The 18,981-nt window shown below is 75.4% G+C and carries 13 protein-coding genes and 1 tRNA gene; 6 read left to right on the top strand and 8 right to left on the bottom strand.

Features of this window, described 5'->3' with window-relative positions; all coding sequences use genetic code 11:
* The first annotated feature begins 65 nt into the window (after window positions 1-65).
* Together BLW86_RS06085 and rox are read left to right on the top strand one after the other, a co-directional pair.
* Entirely contained in the window at window positions 66-875 is an 810-nt protein-coding gene (locus BLW86_RS06085; protein ID WP_093873062.1) for a caspase family protein, read from the top strand.
* A gap of 187 nt (window positions 876-1,062) precedes the next feature.
* A complete protein-coding gene (rox, locus tag BLW86_RS06080; protein ID WP_093873061.1) occupies window positions 1,063-2,490 on the top strand; it encodes a rifampin monooxygenase in 1,428 nt (475 codons plus the stop codon).
* Window positions 2,491-2,720: 230 nt separating this feature from the next.
* On the opposite strand, the gene BLW86_RS06075 is transcribed toward rox, so the two are convergent.
* From BLW86_RS06075 to BLW86_RS06040, 7 genes are all read right to left on the bottom strand, one after another.
* Entirely contained in the window at window positions 2,721-5,762 is a 3,042-nt protein-coding gene (locus tag BLW86_RS06075; protein WP_256341236.1) for a helix-turn-helix transcriptional regulator, read from the bottom strand.
* A gap of 227 nt (window positions 5,763-5,989) precedes the next feature.
* Window positions 5,990-7,792 (bottom strand): S8 family peptidase, encoded by a 1,803-nt coding sequence (locus tag BLW86_RS06070; RefSeq protein ID WP_177181572.1) that lies wholly within the window; start codon window positions 7,790-7,792, stop codon window positions 5,990-5,992.
* A 626-nt stretch (window positions 7,793-8,418) separates the two neighbouring features.
* A complete protein-coding gene (locus tag BLW86_RS06060; protein WP_093873058.1) occupies window positions 8,419-9,285 on the bottom strand; it encodes a GNAT family N-acetyltransferase in 867 nt (288 codons plus the stop codon).
* Window positions 9,286-9,997: 712 nt separating this feature from the next.
* Window positions 9,998-10,897 carry an NAD(+)/NADH kinase gene (locus BLW86_RS06055; protein ID WP_093873057.1) on the bottom strand — a complete coding sequence of 300 codons (900 nt, stop codon included), beginning with the start codon at window positions 10,895-10,897 and terminating at the stop codon, window positions 9,998-10,000.
* Window positions 10,894-11,904 (bottom strand): SPFH domain-containing protein, encoded by a 1,011-nt coding sequence (locus tag BLW86_RS06050; protein WP_093873056.1) that lies wholly within the window; start codon window positions 11,902-11,904, stop codon window positions 10,894-10,896. The genes BLW86_RS06055 and BLW86_RS06050 overlap by 4 nt, the downstream gene beginning before the upstream one ends.
* Before the next feature lie 269 nt (window positions 11,905-12,173).
* Entirely contained in the window at window positions 12,174-13,295 is a 1,122-nt protein-coding gene (locus BLW86_RS06045; protein ID WP_093873055.1) for a DMT family transporter, read from the bottom strand.
* Window positions 13,292-14,155 (bottom strand): phosphatase PAP2 family protein, encoded by an 864-nt coding sequence (locus BLW86_RS06040; protein ID WP_256341235.1) that lies wholly within the window; start codon window positions 14,153-14,155, stop codon window positions 13,292-13,294. Before BLW86_RS06040 ends, BLW86_RS06045 begins: the two co-directional genes overlap by 4 nt.
* A 200-nt stretch (window positions 14,156-14,355) precedes the next feature.
* Between BLW86_RS06040 and BLW86_RS06035 the strand changes: the two genes are divergently transcribed.
* Window positions 14,356-14,958 carry a TetR/AcrR family transcriptional regulator gene (locus tag BLW86_RS06035; protein WP_093873054.1) on the top strand — a complete coding sequence of 201 codons (603 nt, stop codon included), beginning with the start codon at window positions 14,356-14,358 and terminating at the stop codon, window positions 14,956-14,958.
* A gap of 77 nt (window positions 14,959-15,035) precedes the next feature.
* Window positions 15,036-15,410: a DUF488 domain-containing protein gene (locus BLW86_RS06030; RefSeq protein ID WP_093873053.1), complete on the top strand. Its 375-nt coding sequence runs from the start codon at window positions 15,036-15,038 to the stop codon at window positions 15,408-15,410.
* On the opposite strand, the gene BLW86_RS06025 is transcribed toward BLW86_RS06030, so the two are convergent.
* Window positions 15,390-15,911, bottom strand: a complete 522-nt coding sequence (locus BLW86_RS06025) for a DUF309 domain-containing protein (protein WP_093873052.1) — start codon at window positions 15,909-15,911, stop codon at window positions 15,390-15,392. The two genes, BLW86_RS06030 and BLW86_RS06025, sit on opposite strands and share 21 nt — an antisense overlap.
* A gap of 199 nt (window positions 15,912-16,110) precedes the next feature.
* Here BLW86_RS06025 and BLW86_RS06020 point away from each other — a divergent pair, with 199 nt between their 5' ends.
* Together BLW86_RS06020 and BLW86_RS06015 are read left to right on the top strand one after the other, a co-directional pair.
* The gene (locus BLW86_RS06020) at window positions 16,111-18,795 is read left to right on the top strand and encodes an ATP-binding protein (protein ID WP_093878517.1); all 2,685 of its coding nucleotides are present in this window, start codon (window positions 16,111-16,113) and stop codon (window positions 18,793-18,795) included.
* A gap of 53 nt (window positions 18,796-18,848) precedes the next feature.
* A tRNA-Pro gene (locus tag BLW86_RS06015) sits at window positions 18,849-18,922 on the top strand.
* The last annotated feature ends 59 nt before the right edge of the window (window positions 18,923-18,981 follow it).

Below are 18,981 nucleotides of genomic sequence, written 5' to 3'. Positions count from 1 at the left end.
CCCCGCAGTCCCCGCCCCGGCTCTCCCGCCCCGGCATCCCTCCGCTCCGCACGAGGAGGCACCCCATGGCCACCGGACTCTCCCTGCACGTCGGACTGAACCGGGTCGACCCCGCCCGATACGAGGGCTGGGACGGCACCCTGGTCGCCTGCGAGAACGACGCCCGCGACATGGCACGGCTGGCCAGGACCGCCGGCTTCGAGGCCACCACCCTGCTCACCCCGGACGGCACGGTCGCCCACGTCACCTCCGTGCTCCGCGCCGCCGCCGCCCGCCTGGTCCCCGGCGACATCCTGCTCTTCACCTACTCGGGACACGGCGGCCAGGTCCCCGACGTCACGGGACCCGAGGACGAGCCCGACGCCCTCGACGAGACCCTCGTCCTCTACGACCGCCAGCTCCTCGACGACGAGGTCGCGCAGGCCTTCCGCGCCTTCGCCGACGGCGTACGGATCGTCGCCCTCCTCGACTGCTGCCACAGCGGCAGCAGCATCGAACTCCCCGGCGGCGGACCGGACGACAGCACGGGCCGCTACATGCCGGAGCCACGGCAACGGCAGCTCTACGAGCGCGACCGCTCCTACCTCGAAGAGCTCCAGCGGACCCTCGCGAAGGACGCCCCCGCCGGAGGGACGGGCCACGACGCCCTTCTCGTCTCGGCCTGCCAGGACAACCAGGTCGCCGCCGACGGCGACGTCAACGGCGCCTTCACCGAGGCCCTGCTCCAGGTGTGGGACGGGGGTGCCTTCCGGGGCGACTACCGCACCTTCCACCGGCACATCCAGCGCCGGCTCCCCCCGACCCAGAGCCCGAACCTCTACCTGACCGGCACCCCGGACCCGGACTTCCTGAACCAGCGCCCCTTCACGATCTGAGCGGCCCGCGGCGCACAGAGCCGGAGACCCGCGGCGCACAGAGCCGGAGAAACGACAAAGGCAAGGAGGGATGACCTCTCCTTGCCACTCTCAAGATATAGCGCACGGGGGGCCTTGCGGCAAGGCCCCCGTCGTGCCGCAGAATCTCCGTTCGAAGCAAGGAACTGCGGAAAACGGGGCGTACCGAATGATTGATGTGATCGTGGTCGGCGGCGGACCGACCGGTCTGATGCTCGCGAGCGAACTGCGGCTGCACGACGCGCGGGTGGTCGTCCTGGAGAAGCTGGCCGAGCCGACCCGGGAGTCGCGCGGACAGGGCCTGCACGCGCGCAGCGTCGAGATGATGGACCAGCGGGGCCTCCTGGAGCGGTTCACCGCGGTCAGCGAGAGGTTCCAGGTCGGTGGCCTCTTCGGCGGCGTGATGAAGCCGTGGCCGGAGCGGCTCGACACGGCCCACCCGTACGGCCTCGCCACGCCGCAGCCGGTCACCGAGCGGCTGTTGAACGAGCGCGCGCTCGAACTCGGCACGGAGATCCGGCGCGGCGCCGAGGTGGTCGGGATCGACCAGGACGAGGACGGGGTGACCGTCGAGCTCGCGGACGGCACCGAGCTGCGCGCGCGCTACGTCGCCGCGTGCGACGGCGGCCGCAGCACCGTGCGCAAGCTGCTCGGCGTCGCCTTCCCCGGCGAGCCCGCCACCGTCGAGACGCTCATCGGCGACATGGAGGCGACCGCGGACCCGGAGACCATCGCCGCCGTCACCGCGGAGGTCCAGAAGACCGAGCTGCGGTTCGGTCTCAAGCCCCTCGGGGACGGCGCGTGCCGCGTCGTCGTGCCCGCCGACGGCGTGGCCGAGGACCGTTCGACCGCGCCGACCCTCGAGGAGTTCAAGACCCGGCTGCGGGTCTTCGCCGGCACCGACTTCGGCGTCCACTCGCCCCGCTGGCTGTCCCGCTTCGGCGACGCCACCCGGCAGGCCGAGCGCTACCGGGTCGGCCGGGTGTTCCTGGCCGGCGACGCGGCGCACATCCACCCGCCGACCGGCGGCCAGGGCCTCAACCTCGGTGTCCAGGACGCGTTCAACCTCGGTTGGAAGCTGGCCGCAGCGGTCGCCGGCTGGGCGCCCGACGGGCTGCTCGACACGTACGAGGCCGAACGGCACCCCGTCGGCGCCCGCGTCGTGAAGAACACCCGCGCCCAGATGACGCTGCTGGGCAGCGATCCCGGGGCGACCGCGCTGCGCGAGCTGTTCTCGGAGCTGATGGACTTCGCGGAGGTCAACCGGTTCGTGACCGGCATGATCACCGCCGTCGACGTCCGCTACGACCTCGGCGAGGGCCATGAACTCCTCGGGCGGCGGCTGCGGGACGTCGGGCTGAAGCGGGGGCGCCTGTACGAGCTGACGCACGGCGGCCGCGGACTGCTGCTCGACCAGACCGGCCGGCTCTCGGCGGAGGGCTGGGCGGACCGCGTCGACCACGTCGTCGACGTCAGCGAGGAACTGGACGCGCCCGCCGTGCTGATGCGGCCGGACGGCCACGTGGTGTGGGTCGGCGAGGACCAGGAGGACCTTCTCGGCCCCCTGACCGAGTGGTTCGGCGCCCCGACGGCCTGAACCGCGTGACGGCGCCCGGGGGGCGGGTCCGGTCTCCCCGGCCCCGTGTCCCGGCGCTGCGGAGCAGGCCTGGTCTCTCCGGGGCCGCGTTTCTGTCGCTTCGGCGCGGGCCCGTCGTGTGGCGGGCCTCGGGCGGGGCGGGGTCGGTCGGGCCTGGGGTGAGGGGCCGGTCGTGCGGGCTGCGGGGTCGGCGGGTGCCGGGGGCGGCGTAAGGACATCGCCCGGAGCCGTCACGGACGCAGGGCCGTCGCCAATTGCGCCCGGGAGCGGACGTCGAGCTTCTGGTAGATGCGGGTCAGCCGCGCCTCCACCGTCTTCACGCTCAGGTACAGCTTCGCCGCCGCCTCCTGGTTGCTCGCCCCCTGGCCCACCAGACGGGCCAGCCGCAGCTCCGCCTCCGTCAGCGACGAGAGCGCGGGCACCGACTCCTCGCCGCCGGCACCGGGACCTGCGCCCTCGCCCGCCGGCGTCTCGCTCGCCAGGGCCAGCCACGGAGCCGCCCCGGCCCGCTCGAACACCGAGGCCGCCTCGTGCAGGGCCGCCTGCGCCGCCGACCGGCGCCGACGACGGCGCTCGACCCGCGCCAGGGCGATCAGCACGCGCCCCCGCTCCAGCGGCAGCCCGGCCCGCCCGAAGCTCTCGGCCGTACGGGTGAGCAGCTCGGCCGCCTCGTCCGTACGCCCCTCCGCCGCCAGGCACAGCGCGTACGCCCGGTCGCAGCCCAGCAGGACCGTGGACCGGCCCAGGCGCTCCGCCACCGGCCGCACCTCCGCCAGGAGCGCCAAGGCCTCGTCGGCCGCGTCCTGGGCGAGCAGCGCCTCGGCCAGCTCCTCGTGCCAGCGCAGCATCGAGGGGTCCACCGTCGACTGGGCGCGCTCGTCGGCCTGGACCCGCCGCAGCGTCTCCAGGGCGGTGGCGACGTCGCCGGTGATCAGCTGGACGCGGCCGAGCGCGTACCGGCTGCGGGAGAGGAAGACGCGGTCGCCCTCCTCCTCCGAGGCCTGCACGCTGCGGCGGGCATAGCTCGCGGCCCGCGCGAAGCTGCCGCCTGCCGTCTCCGCGAGCGCCAGCGTGTACCAGGCGGGGCCGGGGGAGAGACCCGCCTCCAGGGTGAGCGCGAGCGACTGCCCCGCGTGCGAGAGCGCGGCCGCGCAGGCGCCCCGGCGGGACTCGATCGCGGCCAGCGTGGAGAACAGCTCGATCGTGTCCTCCACCGAGCCGCGCCGCTGGACCAGGGGCAGGAGCGCGTTCAGCTCGTCCCGGGCGTCGTTCAGCCGGTCGTCGAAGAGGGCGTGACGGATCGTCAGGATCTGGGCGGCGTTCCGGATGCCGAGCGGACGCTCGGCCCGTTCCAGGCCGCGCGCCTGGGCGAGCACGGCCTCGGCGTCCGGGAAGCCGAGGGCCCGCTCCATCCGCGCCTGCACGGTCAGGGCCTGCGCCGCGAGCCGGGGATCGCCCATCGAGGAGGCCAGCGCGGCCGATTCGACCGCCGCCGCCCGCGAGCGCTCCGGATCGCCGTCCGCCAGCACGTACTTGACGGCGAGCCGCAGCTGCACGGCGGCCCGCAGGGCGGTGTCCCCCTCGGAGTCCTCCATGGCGTGGACGTACATCTCGTCGAGCCCGGTGAGCCCCTGACCCGCCGTGTCGAGCACGGCGAGCCGCGCCCTGACCCGGTCGGACGGTCCCGCGTCCCGGGCCAGCAGGTCGGTGGCGGCCCGCATCGCGAGGTCGGCGCGGGCGGCGCGGGCGGCCTCCTCGGCGGCGTCGACGAGCCGCGTGATCCGCCGCGTCCCGTGCCGGCCGGGGGTGGACTCGGCGGCGAGCATCGCCAGTTCGGCGGCGAGCGCGCTGTTCCCGCGCCGCCGGGCCAGGTCGGCGGCGGCCGCGACCTCGGCGGCGAGCTCCTCGTCCGGCCGCTCGGTGGCCAGCGCCCGGTGCCGCACCGCCTCGACGGGGTCGTCCACGACCTCCGCGAGGGCCGCGTGCCCGGCGCTCCGCTCGGCCCAACAGGCGTCGTGAACCAGGGTGGAGGGCAGCAGTCCGGCGGTGAACGTCACCGAGCCGTCCTCGGACAGCGACACCAGGTCGGCCCGCTCGGCGGCGGCGAGGTCCGCCTCCGCGCTGGGCCGCCCGGCCCGCCGCACCAGAGTGGCGGAGGGGCGCAGCGCGAGCGCCGCGAGCAGCAGCGTCTCGCGTACGGCGGGGGGCGCGGCGCCCAGGAGCTGGCGGGCCAGGTCGCGGGCGCGCCCGGAGAGCGTCAGCGCCTCCGCGTGGTGCACCGGGGTCCGCGCGTCGGCGAGGGAGCGGCCGACGGCGAGCGCGAGGCGTGGATTGCCGCCGCTCGCGCGGTGGATGCGGCCGGCCATCCGGGAGGGCAGCCGGTGGTGGATGAGGAGTTCGGCGATCTCGTCGGCCTGCAGCGGCGGGACGCGCAGCACGTCCGCCTCGGACGGCACCCAGAGGTGTGCGGCGTGCGGGTCCTCGGGGCGGTGGCTCTCGCGGTACGGCTCATGGGTCTCGGCGTACGGCTCGGGGGTCTCCACCGCCACCACCCGCAGCGAGGGCGGGGCCAGGTGGAGGGCGAACCGGAGCAGGTCCGCGCTGTCCGCGTCGATGTGCTGCACCCCGTCGACGACGAGCAGGACGGGGCCGCGGCAGGTCAGGGCGCGCAGGATCCGGGCGATGCCGAGGCGCAGCGCGATCGGGTCCCAGCCGCCGGCGTCGATCGGCGCCTCGCGGCAGAGCATGGCGACGGCGGTGCGCTGGGGGCCCGGCAGCTGGTCGAAGACCCCGGAGGAGAAGATCCCGGAGGCCAGCACGCCGGAGGTGAGGATCCCGGAGGCGAGCGCGCCGGGGGAGAGGGGCCCGGCGGCGAGCGCGCCCGCGGCGGCCGGGTCGGCTCCGGACGCGCCGGTCCCTCCGACGCCTCCGGTCCCTCCGGCGCCGTACGGCTCGGTGGCGGGGGCGTGCGGGGCGGGCGGTTCGGGGCGGCTGGTGCCGAGCCCCGGCCAGGTGACGGTCGCCGCCACCGAGGCCACGAGCGCCGCGGCCGCCGCCCCGGGTATCTCACGGTCGGACGGCAGGGTCGCGAGCCACAGCACGGTCTCGCCGCGCGCCTCCGCGCGGGCCGCCTCGGCGAGCGCGACCTCGGTCTTGCCGACGCCGGCGGGGCCGGTGAGCAGGGCGCGGCCCCGGGTGTGGAGGGCGCGCTCGAGGCGGGTGAGGAGTTCCTCCCGGCCCACCGGAGCAGGGCTCTGCGGAGCTGTCGTCACTGTCCACCACCTCCGGCCCCTCGGGGGCCGGCCCATGGACCCCGTGCGCAGAGGATACGGAGCGGACCGGCACAGTCCAGGCCCCTTGTCCGGCATACGGACAGAGGGCACGGTCCGGGCGCGCTCCCACAACGCCAGAACGCGCCAGTGGTGTAGACCACGGGCGCGTCGCTGACCAGCAATGATGCTGATGTGGGGGGTGGTTCAGAGGTGGTGCGGGCGGTGCGTCAGAAAGTGAGGCTCCACGAGTCGATGTAGCCCGTGTCACCCGAGGCCACATCGCGGACCTGGAGCTTCCAGGTGCCGTTGGCGACCTCGCTCGACGCGTCGACCGTGTAGGTGGTCTGGACGTTGTCGGCGCTGTCCGAGGAGGACGAGGTCTTCAGGTTGCGCACCGTGCCGTCGGGGGCGACCAGGTCGATGACCAGGTCACCGCGCCAGGTGTGCTTGATGTCCACGCCGACCTTGAGGGTGGCGGGGGCGTTGCCCGTGCGGCCGGTGACGGCGATCGAGGACGACACGGTGGTGTTGTCGGGGATCGCCACGTCCGTCGCGTTGGTGAAGACGTTGCCCGCCGGCGGGGTGGTGTTGAGGACCGCGTCCACGGCCTTCGCGGAGTCGGCGATGCCGGTGCCGCAGCCGCCGGTGCAGGTGCCGGGCAGCGGGCGGGCGGTGTTCTTGATCGTGGACTCGATCTCGGCCGGGGTGAGCGTGCTCTTGGCCGACTTCAGCAGGGCGGCCAGACCGGCGATGTGCGGAGCGGCCATCGAGGTGCCCTGGTAGGGCTTGTACGTCTCGGTCGACTGGGTCGTCAGGCCCGAGTTCAGCGTGGAGTAGATCGCGTTCTCGGGGGTGGTGACGGTGCCGGGCGTGTCCGTGGCGTTGCGGGTCTCGCCGCCGGGCGCGGCCACGTCCACGATGGTGCCGTAGTTGGAGTAGTACGACCGGGAGCCGGCGCGGTTGGTCGACGCCACGGTGATGACGCCGGTGCAGTTCGCCGGGGTGAAGCCGGAGGCGTTGGCGTTGCTGTTGCCCGCGGCGACGACGACCGTGGTGCCGCGCGAGACGGCGCCGTTGATCGCGGTCTGGTAGACGCTCGGGCAGGTGGAGCTCGCGCCGCCCAGGCTCATGTTGATGACCTTGGCCGGGTTCGGGTTCGCCGGGATGCCCGGCACGGTGCCGCCGGAGGCCCAGGTGATGGCGTCGGCGATGTCGGAGGACGAGCCGCCGCACTTGCCGAGCACGCGCACGGGCTGGATCTTCGCGTTGTACGCGATGCCCGCGATGCCCTTGGTGTTGTTCGTGACGGCGGCGATGGTGCCGGCCACGTGGGTGCCGTGCCAGGAGGAGTTGGAGGCGGTCGAGCCGGTGCCGCACTCGCCGTCGGTGGCGTTCCAGTCGCCCTCGTCCTTCGGGTCCGCGTCGCGGCCGTTGCCGTCGCGGGCGTCGGCGGAGGTCGAGATGAAGTCGTAGCCGGAGACGATGTTGGTCGCCAGGTCCGAGTGGGCCGCGTAACCGGTGTCGATGACGGCGACGGTGACGCCGGAGCCGGTCGTCCTGTCCCAGGCGGCAGGAACGTTCATGCCGCCGGTGGGCTCGAAGAGGTCCCACTGCTTGGCGTAGTCGGTGTCGTTCGGCGTGACCGCCATCGCGTAGGCGCGGATGTCGGGCTCGACCGAGGCGACGGCCGGGTCGGCGCGGAACGCGTTCATGACCTCGGTCACGTCCTGCTTGGTCGCCTTGCCGCCCAGGTTCACCAGGGCGCCACCGCCGGCGAGGCGGCGCTCGAAGGAGAGCTTCTCGCCCGTCTTCGCGGCCTTCTCGGCCGTGTCGCTCTTCGCGGCGGTGTTGGAACCGGCCTCGGGGGTCCGGCTCTTGTAGGTGACGATCACCTTCTCGACGGGGGCGTTGGGAAGCGCCCGCATCGTCTGCGAAGCCGGAACCGGCTTCGGGGTGGCAGCGACCGGGGTGGCGGCGAACGCCCCGGAAGTCATGGCAGCGGCACCGAGGATCGCGGCGCTCGCGACCACGGATATGACTCTCCGCCTGGAACCGTTCAAGGTGTGGCCCTTTCGAGTACGACGTGACTGCGGAGCAGTGGCGGCGGCGCGGGGACGCGCGGGGCGAAGTGGGGTCGCGTCCGAGGTTCCCTGGGCTTGGGGGGCCCGTGCGCCGCCACCGGCGCGACGGCCCGGGTCAAGGCCGCCACCGGCGGACAGCACCCTCCGCATGCACCTGTCATGGTGCGCTCGGGGGATGATATCTGCCGGTGCGGAGGACAGTAGGGAACGGGGGGGTGAACCCGATACGGGGAAAACCCTTGTCACCCCTGAGGGGGCGGCGGGGGTCCGGGGAGGGGAGGGGGACGAGGGGGGCGTTGCGGAGGCCGCGGGCGCGGGCGCGGAGGGGGTCGCTCCGGAGTCCGGGCGCGGGCGGCGGGGCCTGGCGGGGGAGGGGAAGCGCGGAGGCCGGGCCGGAGGCGCGGAGGCGCTCGGGCGGCCGGTTCGCCCGGATCGGTTCGCCCGGATCTGTCTGTGCGGAGCGGTTCGCCCGGATCGGTCCGTGCGGATCGGTCCGCGCGGACCGATCGCGGCAGGGAGGCCGTCGGCTCGGGGCCGGTCCCTTCCCCTCCCCGCCGGTGCGGAGGGCGGCGGGGTCAGCCGAGTTCGAGCGTGGTGACGCCGAAGACGCGCTCCCGTGCCACGGGGCGGACCGGGCCCGTGTACATCCGGGCCGTCTCGAACGTCGGCTCCAGACCACGGTCCTGGGCCAGCCGGGCCGCCGCCGGATTCGCCTCCGGCATGTCGACCGCGATACGGGCGGCGCCGAACTCCCGCGCCTCGGCGGCGAGACCGTCGAGCAGGGCCGCGGCGTCCGCCGGCGTGTCCGCGAACAACGGCCCCACCCGGGCCTCGTCCTGGGCGGGACGAACCACGCCGTATCCGGTCAAACGGCCATCGGTCACGCGGGCCAGCGCCCGATGGCCGGGGGTGGTCAGCCAGGTGCTCAGGAACCGGGGCCGGTCGGCGTGGTGGCAGACGCCGTCGTACGCGGCGAGGGCGGCCGGATCGATCTGCTCGGCGGCCACGACGCCGGCCACGGGGCGCTCGGGGGCCGGGACCTCGCCCACGTACCGCGCGGTGCGGTAGGCCGTGGTGAAGCCGGAGCGGCGGTAGTTGTCCTGCTGGGCCGGCACCCCGTCGAGCCCGACGGCCCGGCCGCCGGCGTGGGCGAGCGCGGCCCGCCAGGTGGCCAGTCCGTGCCCGAGGCCGCGGAGTTCGGGGCGGACGAGGTAGAAGCCGAGGAAGGCGTAGGAGTCGTCGTAGTTGACCACCGAGATGGCGGAGACGGGCTCCCCGTCGACCCGGCCGAGGAAGAAGCCGGCGGGGTCCTGGGCGAAGAAGGCCGGAACGTCGGAGAGTCCGGGATTCCACCCCTCCGCGGCGGCCCAGGACCGTACGAGTGCCCAGTCCTGCGGCGTGGCGGACGAGACGGACAGGGAACCGGAGGGGGCGGAGGTCATGGGGTGTCCTTCGACGGCCGGGCGGGGGCCCGAGCAGTCGGAACCCGGGCAAAGCGCGCCGAGCATAACGCCGTGCCGCCCTGCCGCCGCCCCTTGCCGATCGATTCAGGCCGCCGCGCGGGCTGTGCCTGCGGGGCGGCCCCCCCGCCACCCGCCGTGTGGGCGCGCGCCCGGCGGGCCTGTCCCCGCCGTGTGGGCGGTCGTCCCGCCCCCGCCCACCCGCCGCGCGGTTCCCATCCGCCCGTGTGGGCGCGCGCCTTGCGGGGCGGTGCTCCCCGGCCCCCGCCGTGTGGGCAGTCGTCCCGCTGGGGCGAGGGGGTCCCCCCTGCTCGAGCGAAGCCGAGAGCTTGGGGGAGGGTGGGCACACGGGACGGCGCCCTCAGCGGCGCCTCCGCGTTCCGCGCCTGGACCCGCACCACGGGTGCGCCGTACCTGTCGGTGCGGGTTCAGGCGCGGGAGCCTCTGGCGCCGGCAAGGGCGCCGTCCGTTGTGCCCACCCGTTCCGCCCCGGCGGAACGATTGCCCACAACGGGGGTGGGCGGGTGTGGGGGTGGGCACCGCCCCGGCGGAACGACTGCCCACGACGGGGTGGGCACCGCCTCAGCGGGCGTGCCCGCGACGGGGGTGCGGGGTGAGCACCGCCCAGCGGGCGCAGCCCGCGCCAGGGTGGGCGCCGCCCCGGCGGGTGCGTGCCCAGGGCAGGGGGCGGCGTTCAGTGCACCAGGCGCAGGCAGGAGGGTGCGACGGCGAGGCGGACCGTCTGGCCCCAGGTCAGTTCGAGCGCGTCCGACTCCACGCCGTCGCCGAAGGCGACCAGGCGGTCCGACTCGACGGTGAGCCGCAGGCCCCGCCCCTCCTCCAGGAGGCCTTCGACGCGGGTGGTGCCGGTCGTCGGCGACGGCCAGGCCTCGCGGACGAACCAGGCGAGCCGCGCGTCCGCCGGCGCGGGCAGGGCGAGCGCGCTGGACCGCTGCTCCCACAGGGAGCGGAGCCAGCCCGTGGCGCCCGTGCCGGTGCCGACCAGGACGCCCGAGGAGGCCTGGGGCTCGGGCGGGGCGTCCGTACCGTCGAGTCCGAGCGTGTAGCGGGCGGTCTGGTGGCCGGGCGGCCCGACGTAGATCTCGTTCAGCGCGAGGAGCCGCTGCGCGTCGTCGGTGACGGCCTCGACCATCGTCAGCTCGTCGACCGCCGCCCCCGCCCCCGCCGCGTACGGCAGCAGCCGTCGCGCCCGGTCGGGGCGGTGTCGGACCAGGACGCCCGGGTTGCGCCCGGGGTCGGCGTCGATGCCGATGACCGGCTGCCCCGTCAGGTACTTCGCCGCGTTGGCGACCAGTCCGTCCTGTCCGACCACCACGACGACGTCCTCGGGCCCGAACAGGAACCGGTCCAGGTCGGCGCGTTCGACCCGGGTCTGGCGCCATGTCAGCGGCACCGCGCCCGCGACCTCGGCGAGCGCCCGCCGGGCGCGTTCGTGCCGTTCGCGCACCGCGTCGACGGAACGGCCGCGCGCGGAGAGGAAGAACGCGGCCTGCCCGTGCGTGCCGTGCCGGGCGAGCAGCTCCTCGTACTCCGTGGTCCGGTGCACGAGCACCGCGCGCGGCGCGAGGCTCACGGCCGCGCCCCGCCCTCGCCGCCCAGCTTGGCGAGCAGTCCGGTCAGCACGTCGGGGGAGAGCGTCAGGTGCTCGATGCGCGGCAGGTTCTCCGCCGCCCGGGTCACGGCCAGGGCGTGCAGGGTCGCCGGGTCGGCCTCCGCGTGCGCCCGCAGCCACGCGGACTGCGCTCCGGCGCGCGCCTCGCCGACCTCCCGTGCCGCCTCCGCCTCGGCCCGGGCCAGCCGGACCTTCCGCGCGGCCTCGGCCTCGGCCCGCACCGCGTCGGCGGCCGCGTTCTCCTCGGCCTCGCGACGCGCGTTGGTGCCGCGCTGTTCGACGAGCCGCTCCTCCTGCCGGGCGAGCTCGATCTTGCTGGCGAGTTCGTTCTCGGCGATGGCGCGTTCCCGCTCGACGGCGACCGCGCGCCGCTCGTACGTGGCCCGGTCGGCCTCCTGCTGGATCTGCTCACGCGCGGGCGTGCGCAGGGCACGCTCGACCTCGGGCTCGGGCCGGATCGCGACCACACGGACCGCGACGACCTCGATGCCGGTGTCCGGAAGGCGCGGCTCGGCGGCGAGTCCGGCCGCGATGCGGTCGCGTACGGCCGCCACGCCGTCCACGAGCGCGGCGGCGAGCGTGGTGCGGGCGAGGACGTCGAGGGCGTGCTGCTGGGCGGTCTCGGTGAGGAGGGTGGCGATCTGCTCCAGCGGCGCGCCGCGCCACGCGCCCGTGTCGGGGTCGATGGAGAAGTCGAGCCGGGTGGCCGCCGCGCCCGGGTCGCCGATCCGGTACGTGACGGTGGACTGCACGCTCACGTCCTGGAAGTCCGCCGTGCGGGCGTGGAAGGCCATCGCGAGCTCGCGGTCGTTCACCGGCACCTCGGAGAGGGCGGCGGTGAGCGGCCGGAACCAGAAGCTCAGTCCTTCGCCGTCGTGGACGAGCCGGCCGCGGCGCTGGTGGCGGATGTGGGCGGTGGGCGCGGAGCGCAGATGGCGCCAGCCGGCCCGCCGGGTGATGTCGGCCATGGAAACCCCCTTGTCGTCATGTTGACGATAGGGGGTCGTGGGAGTTGTCGTCAAGATGACGAATTCGGGGAGCGTGGGGCGGCCCGTGCGCGGAACCTCGCCCGACCACCGACCACCGACCACCGACCACCGACCACCGACCACCGACCGCAGTCGCCCGGCGCCCACGGGGTCGCCCACGCTCGGCGTCCCCCACGGTCGCCCACGTCCGGCGTCGACGTCCTCGCCGCCCCCGCCAGGGGCCGGCCGCCGCCCGGCGCCCGCCGCGCTCAGCCCGCGATCGGCGTCGGCAACGGCTCCGTCTCGGGCGCCCCGAACGCGGTGGCGCGGGCCGCCGGCTCCCGCCGCGCGTCCGTGGCGGCCGCCGGGGCCGGTACGGCCGGGAGCAGCACCGCCCCGCCCGGCGGGGCCGAAGGCGACAGCGCCGAACTCGGGGCCCCGGAACCTGCCGCCGGTACGGACACGGGAGCCGGTGCGGGCCCGGTTGCCGGTGCGGGCTCCGGTGCCGTCGGTCCGCCCTTCGTCAGCAGGACCACGCCCCGCGCCGCGACCAGCGAGGCGGCGGCCGCGATCAGCCAGCCCCAGACGCCCGCGCGGAAGGTCTCGCCGAGCAGGGCCACGCCGATCACCGCGGCGGCCGCCGGGTTGGAGAGGTTGACGACGGCCAGCGGCGCCGCGAGCCCGCCCCGGTAGGCGGTCTGGGACAGCAGCAGGCCGCCGGTGGCGAAGCCGGATATCAGCACCGCGAGCAGCGCGGTCTGCCACCAGGTCGGTTCGGCGCCGGGCAGGTCGAGCGCGAGTGCGGCCGTCAGCGTCTGGGTGAGCGCCGAGGCGACGCCCGAGGCGATCCCGGAGGCCGTGGCGTGCCCGAGCCCGCGCGCGGCCGGGCCGCCGGTCCCGCCCTGCTCGCGCCCGCCCAGCCGTCCGGAGGCCAGGGCGGCGATCAGGAGCGCGGTCGCCGCGGCGACGATCAGGGACTCGCGCAGGCTGAGCGCCTCGCCGGGGGCCGTGGGCCCGGTCACGGCGACGAGCCCCACGAGTCCGCCCAGGGTCCACAGGGCCCCGCGCCATTCGGTACGGGTCACCCGGCGCCGTGCGCAGTACGCGCCGAGGGGCAGCGCCGCGACGAGCGTCAGCGCGCCGAGCGGCTGGACGAGCGTCAGCGGCCCGTAGTGGAGGGCGGCCACGTGGGCGAGGGCTCCGGCCGCGTTGAGGCCGACCGCCCACCACCACTGCCCGCGCGCGAGCAGGGCGCGCAGTGCGCCGCGCCCATCGGGGGCGGCGGGGGAGGCGGCGGCGAGCCGGGCCTGGGCGACGGCGGCGAGCGCGTACCCGGCGGCGGAGACGAGGGAGAGGAGCACCGCGAGCGCGGTACCGGCGGCGGGGTTCATCGCAGGGCTCCGACCGGGAGGGGTGCCGCACCGAGCGGGCGGGGGACGGGTGGAAGTGCCGTCGGGCGGCCGGGCACGCGGACGGCGAGCAGCGCGAGGCCGAGGAGCGCGGCGGCGGCGAGCGCGTCGAACCAGTAGTGGTTGGCGGTGCCGATGATGACGAGCAGGGTGAGCAGCGGGTGCAGCAGCCAGAGCACCCGCCAGCGGGACCGGGTGGCGGCGATCAGGCCGATCGCGACCATCAGGGCCCAGCCGAAGTGCAGGGACGGCATGGCCGCGAACTGGTTCGCCATCGAGTCCGTCTCCGGCGTCGCCCCGTAGACGGAGGGGCCGTAGACGCGGGCCGTGTCGACGAGTCCGGAGGCGGCGAGCATCCGGGGCGGCGCGAGCGGCATCAGGAGGTGCAGCGCGAGCGCGGCGCCGGTGACGAGGGCCAGCACCCGGCGCGACCACAGGTAGTGCGCGGGGCGGCGCCAGTACAGCCAGACGAGGAAGGCGATGGTGGCCGGGAAGTGCACGGCCGCGTAGTACGTGTTCGCCGCCTGGATCAGCGGTTCTCCGTGCAGGAGCAGCCGCTGGATCGTTCCTTCGCCCGGCAGGTGGATCGCCCGCTCGGCGTCCCAGACGTGGTCGGCGTTCCGGAAGGCGCGGGTCTCGTGGCCGTTGGCGAAGAGCCGGCCGAACTTGTAGACGAGGAAGAGCGCGGTGACGAGCAGGAGCTCGCGCAGGAGCGGCGGCCGGGCGGCCGCGGGCGGCGACGCGGGCGAGGGCGCCGGTCCGAGGTCCGGTTCCGGCTCGGGAGCGGCTCCCGCGTCCTCCCGGTGCCCGTCCTGCCTGGCGGGGCCGGGGGTGGGGAGCACCCCCGGTCCTGCAGGACGTGGTCCTCGTATCCCGCTTGTCCCGACAGCCATCGCGCGGCCCTCTAATCCGTCAAATCGTCAGCAAACGGAGTGAGCCTAGATCCGTTTTCATCGAGACGCAAGCGTCTCGATACGTTTGCGTCTCGATTGTGCACCCCCTACTCTCGTATGTGCAGAGACAGAGGTGTCCGGGAGGATCGATGTCCACAGAGGCCGCGACCGCCGCAGCCCGTCGCAGCAAGATCACGCCGGAGCGGGAGACGGAGCTCTACGACGCCGTGCTCTGCCTCCTCCGCGAGGGGGGCTACGACTCGGTGACCATGGAGGGCGTCGCCGCCCGCACCAAGTGCGGCAAGGCCACGCTCTACCGGCAGTGGGGCACCAAACCCCAGCTCGTGACCGCCGCCCTCGCCCAGCGCCGCTGCATCGTCTTCGCCGGCATCGACACCGGCACCCTCGCCGGCGACCTGCGCGAGGCCGCCCGGGTCGCCGCCTCCCGGCGCGAGCGGGACGCCGAGCTGATGGAGGCCGTCGCCCAGGCCTACATCCAGCACCCCGACCTGCGCGCCGCCCTCCGCGAGACCGTCATCGCCCCCGAGGTCGCGGCCATCGACGCCGTCGTCGCGCGGGCGGTCGAGCGCGGCGAGGTCGACGCCGACAACCCGGCGATCGGATTCGTCGCCCCCTGCTTCATGGGCATGCTCCGCATCGAGCGGCTCTTCGAGGAACGGTTCGCGGACGCCTCGACCATGCGCACCTTCGTCGACGCCGTCCTCCTCCCCGCCCTGGGCGTCGAGGGCTGAGACCGGCTCCGCGCGAGACGGGCTCCGCGCCGCGCGTCGGGGACGTGGGGCCCGGCTCCGTCCCGCACCCTGGAGCCATGGCCGCAAGCAACCCCGCCGTCCGCGTCCGCCGCGTCTACGAGGACCCGTCACCCGACGACGGGACGCGCGTCCTCGTCGACCGGCTCTGGCCGCGCGGCCTCAAGAAGACCGACGCCCGCGTCGACGAGTGGCCCAAGGCGCTCACCCCGTCCGCCGAACTCCGCCGCTGGTACCACGGCCCCGAGGGCGAGTACGAGGAGTTCTGCCGGCGGTACGAGGCCGAGCTCGACGCCCCGGAGGCCGCCACGGCGCTCGACCGGCTCCGGGAGCTCGCCGCCCGCGGGACCGTCACCCTCCTGACGGCCGCGAAGGACCCGTCCGCGAGCCACACGTCCGTACTGCGCCGCGAACTAGAGACGGCTCGTTCGTAGCCGGGGGGCCTGGGCGGCGGCGTCCAACTCGGCCCCGCCCTCCGTCAGGTCGGCCAACCCCCGCGCCCAGGCCACGAGTCCGCCGACATCGATCCCGTACGCCTCGGGAACCGGACTCCCGGCGAGGCGGCCGGCGCCCCGGCGCAGCAGCCGGGCCCCGCCCGCCGTGTTGCCGCGGGCCGCGTGCGTCAGGCCGACGGCCAGCTGGGCGAGCCCCTGCCACAGGTCCCGCTCCTCCTCCGGGCCGGACTTCCAGGCGTCCTCGAAGACCTCGTGCGCGTGGAAGGGCATCCCGGCGTCGAGCAGCCGCTGCGCCTCGCGCAGGGTCTCGTCGGGGCCGCGCACGACCCCCTCGGGCTGCCGCGGAACCCCTTCCGCCCCGTACGGCAGCGGACGGCCGAGCCCGTCGCGCGGCCGGGCGCTCCGGGCGCGCCCCGCCTCGTCACGATCCCTGCCGCCGGCCCCGCCGCGCCCGTCCTCGTCACCCGTTGTCCGGTTCACCCCTCCATTGTCGCCCCCTGGACGATCACGAGCGCTAGGCTCGTCGGTCCGGCACTGTTCCGATCCGCGCGGGTCGTGCCGGACGCGTCATGCCAACAGTTCGTGTGTGGGGAGTGAGTCACCGGTGCCGACGGATCCCGAACAGTCGCCGCCCGCAACGCCGTTCGCGCCGGACGTCTCCGACGCGGAACGGGGCGGTCTGCTGGAACGCGGCTCGGAGCTCGCCGCGGCCGCCCACGCCGTCGGCGAACTCGTCGCCGGAGCCAGGGCCGGCGGCCCCGGGCGCGGCGGCATCCTCGTCTACCGGGGCGACGCGGGCATAGGGAAGACCGCGCTCCTCGCCGAGATACACCGCACCGCCCGGGACCGGTGCACCGTCCTGACCGCCCGCGGCGGTGAGACCCTCACCTCCGTCCCCTTCCACCTCACCCGCCAGCTGCTCCAGCCCGCCCTGGACGGCTTCGACGCCGACGAGGTGCGGCAGCTCTTCGGCGACCACTTCGACCTCCTGGCCCCGGCGCTGGGCATCGCCCCGCCGTCCTCGGACGCGCCCGCCGACCCGCAGGGCGTGCTGCTCGGCCTCGCCCGGCTCCTGGACCGCCTCGCGGACCGGCTGCGGGACCGGCCCCCGGTGCTGCTCGTGGACGACGTCCACTGGGCCGACGCCGAATCCCTGGCCTGGCTCGACGCCTTCACCCGGTCCCGGCACGACGGCCGGCTGCCCGCCCTCGTCGTCCTCGCCCACCGCCCCTTCGTGCGCGAGCCGCAGGGCCCCGGCCCGTCCGCGACGCTCGCCGCGCTCGCGGACCGCGCCGTCCTCACCCTGGGCCTGCACGCCCTCACCTCCGGGGCCACCGCCGCACTCGCCCGGGACGTCCTCGGCGGGCACGCGGACGAACCGTTCTGCCGCGAACTGTGGACGGTGACCTCCGGCAACCCGTACGAGACGGTCGAGTTGCTCGCCAAGGCCCGCGACCGGATGCTCGAACCCGTCGCCGGCTCCGCCGGCCTCCTCCGCGACCTCGGCGCCGGCACCCGCGGCGGCGGACTCGTCGCCCGTCTGGAGGAACTCGGCAGCGGCCCGACCCAGCTCGCCTGGGCGACGGCGGTCCTCGGCACGGACAGCACGCCCGACCTCCTCGCGGCCCTCACCGGCATGAACGCGAAGCAGGTCGCCGAGGACACCGAACGCCTCCGGGCCGCCAGGATCGTGGCGACGCCGCCGACCGGCCGGAACGGCCTCGCCCTCGTGCCCGTCCCTCCGCTGGAGTTCACGCATCCGCTGATCGCGACCGCCGTGTACGGCTCCGTGCCCTCCGGCGTACGGACCGCCCTGCACGGGCGCGCGGCCTGGGCGCTCGCCCAGGCGGGCCACGGACCGGCCGCGGTCTCCCGCCACCTCCTCGAAGTGCACCCCGACGACGACCAGGAGGTCGTGAGCCGACTGCGGGCCGCCGCCGTCGAGCACCTCGCCGTCGGAGCCCCCGACGCGGCCCGCCGCTGTCTGGAGCGGGCCCTGATCGAACCGCCCGGCCCCGACACGTACGCCAGGGTCCTGTACGAACTCGGCTGCTCCTCCCTGCTCACCGCGCCCGCCGCCACCGTCGGCCACCTGCGCTCGGCGCTCGACCTGCCCGGCCTCGACGACGACCTGCGCATCGACGCGACCTTCCGGCTCGCCCAGGCCCTCGCCCACAACAACCAGCTCCAGGAGGCCGCGCGGGCCGCCGCCGTCGAGCACGCCCGGACGCCGCCCGGCACCGGCCGACGACGGCTCCAGGGCGCGCACTTCATGTACGAGGGGTTCCAGGCCGCCGAGGCGGACGGCCCGGACCGCTCCCGCCGCCTCGCCGAACTCACCGCGGGCTTCACCGGGGCCGACAACTCCGAGCGGGCCCTCATCACCGTCCGCGGCTTCGACGCGATGATGCGCGGGGAACCCGCCGCCGAGGTCGTACGGCTCTGCGACCTCGCCCTCGTCGACGGCGCACCCGCCCGGGGCCTCAGCTGGACCGATCAGGAATGGGGCTTCGAGATCCCGGCCCTCACCGGCATCGCGTACGCCTTCGCGGACCGCCCCGACCGGGCCGAGGCCCTCTTCGGCGAGGCGGTCCGGGCCTTCGAGATCTCCGGCTGGAGCGGCGCCCACCTCGCCTTCGCCCACACCCTCCTGGGCCTGGTCCACCGGCGCCGGGGCAACCTGCCCACCGCGCAGCACCACTTGGAGGAGGGCCTCCGACTGGCCGACCGCGTCGGCGACGGCCTCCCCGTCCACTGGGACACCGCCTGCCTCCTCGTCGACACCCTCGTCGCCCGGGGCCGTACCGCCGAGGCGCGCGCCGTCGCCGACCGGTACTCCTTCGGGCCGCCCTGGCCGGGCGCGATCGTGCTGCCGGACGGCCCCAGCGTCCTCGGCCGGCTGCTGCTCGCCGAAGGCCGCGTCGAAGAGGCCGTGTCCACCCTGGAGGGTGCCGCCGAGGCCCTGACCGTCCGGGGCCGCCACCACATCGTCTGGGCTCCCTGGCCGCTCGACCTCGCCCGCGCCCTGGCGCCCACCGACCCGGACCGCGCGGCCCGGACAGCCCGCGAGGCCCACGCCCACGCGGAGCGCCTCGGCACGCACACCGCCCTCGGCGAAGCCCTCCGCTGCCTGGCCCTCTTCGCCGACCCCGCCGAGTCCCGCCGCCTCCTGGAGCGGGCCGTCGAGCACCTCGCGGCGTCGCCGTCCCGCTACGAGGAAGCCCGCGCCCGCCTCGACCTCGCGCACGCCACCGGCTCCGCCGAAGCCCTCGCCGAAGCCACCGCACTGGCCGCCACCTGCGGCGTCGACCACCTCACCCCGGAGGCCGTGACAGCCCGTGTGTCATCCCACCCGCCGGAGTGAGGTAATGTTTTCCCTGCACGGCGACGCGGGAGAAACCCCGCGGAGACGCGCATCGGGACGTGGCGCAGCTTGGTAGCGCACTTGACTGGGGGTCAAGGGGTCGCAGGTTCAAATCCTGTCGTCCCGACTCGGAAGAGTCGCAGGTCAGGGGCCGTTTCAGAGCAATCTGAAACGGCCCCTGACCCG

This window comes from Streptomyces sp. TLI_105, assembly GCF_900105415.1.
Taxonomy (GTDB): Bacteria; Actinomycetota; Actinomycetes; order Streptomycetales; family Streptomycetaceae; genus Streptomyces.
Note: the sequence above shows the minus strand (reverse complement) of the source record. Positions and strands in the feature narration are given on the sequence as shown.